Annotated in this window: 1 protein-coding gene; it reads left to right on the forward strand. The window is 72.1% G+C overall.

The genetic code is table 11. The features are described from left to right. Positions 1–1104: N-acetylmuramoyl-L-alanine amidase (locus G6027_RS14820; RefSeq protein ID WP_182637842.1), on the forward strand; the 1104-nt coding region annotated here is incomplete at both ends.

Raw genomic sequence — 1104 nt, forward strand, 5'->3', positions numbered from 1 at the left:
GCGCGGCCCGCCTCCGACGCCACCCCGCCGGTCCCGACGCGCTACGCGGACATCAAGCCCGTCGCGGAGTCCACCGACCTGCAGACCGACTCGGTCACCGCCGTCCTGATCTCCCCCGACGCCACCCCGACCCCGGACCCCGAGTCGTTCGGGGACATCACCGCGCAGGGCGGGACCGGCGCGAACGGCGACATCGCGGCCAGGCAGCCGTCGATCATCAGCCGCGCCGGCTGGGGCGCCGACGAGTCCATCCGCTGCCGCAACGCCTCCTACGACAACACCCTCGCCGCAGCCGTGGTCCACCACACGGCCGGCAGCAACAACTACACCCGCGAGGGCTCGGCCGGCGTCGTCCGGGGCATCTACACCTACCACGCTCGCAATCTCGGCTGGTGCGACGTCGGCTACAACGTCATGGTGGACAAGTACGGGCAGGCCTTCGAGGGTCGCCACGGCGGCCTCAACCGCAACGTCCAGGGCGCACACGCCGGCGGCTTCAACGGCAACACCTGGGGTATCTCGATGATGGGCGACTACTCGTCCGTCGCCCCGCCCGAGGCCACCGTGCGCAAGATGGGCGAGATCATCGGCTGGCGCCTGTCGATCGCCGGGGTCAACCCCAAGGGCTCCGACACCCACTACTCCGAGGGCACGTCCTTCACCAGGTACCCCATGGGTGCGGCGGTCCGGCTGCCCAACATCTTCGCCCACCGCGACGTCGGCAACACTTCGTGCCCCGGAGACGCGGGTTACGCCAGGATGGGCCAGATCCGCGACATCGCGGCCACCTACGCCCAGAGCGGCGGCGGGACCCCGGCTCCGACCAACCCCACTCCCCCGGTCACCAACCCCGGGACGACCCCGCGACCGGGCACCGGTGACGGGTCGTCGACCCCGGGCCTCACCCAGGGCAGCGTCCAGGACGCGGTGACCTCCGCGCTCCGGACCGTCCTGTCCGGCGGCCGGCTGGACGCGGCCGCACTGACCCGCATCCTCACCGGCGGCAAGACGCTGGCCGACATCCCGTTCGACGCCGGCTCGGTGCAGGACGCGGTCGGCGGTGACCTGGGCTCCGTCGGGAACCTGAGCGGCGGCGACTTCAGA

Origin of the sequence: Dietzia sp. SLG310A2-38A2, assembly GCF_014145095.1 — a bacterium.
GTDB lineage: Bacteria > Actinomycetota > Actinomycetes > Mycobacteriales > Mycobacteriaceae > Dietzia.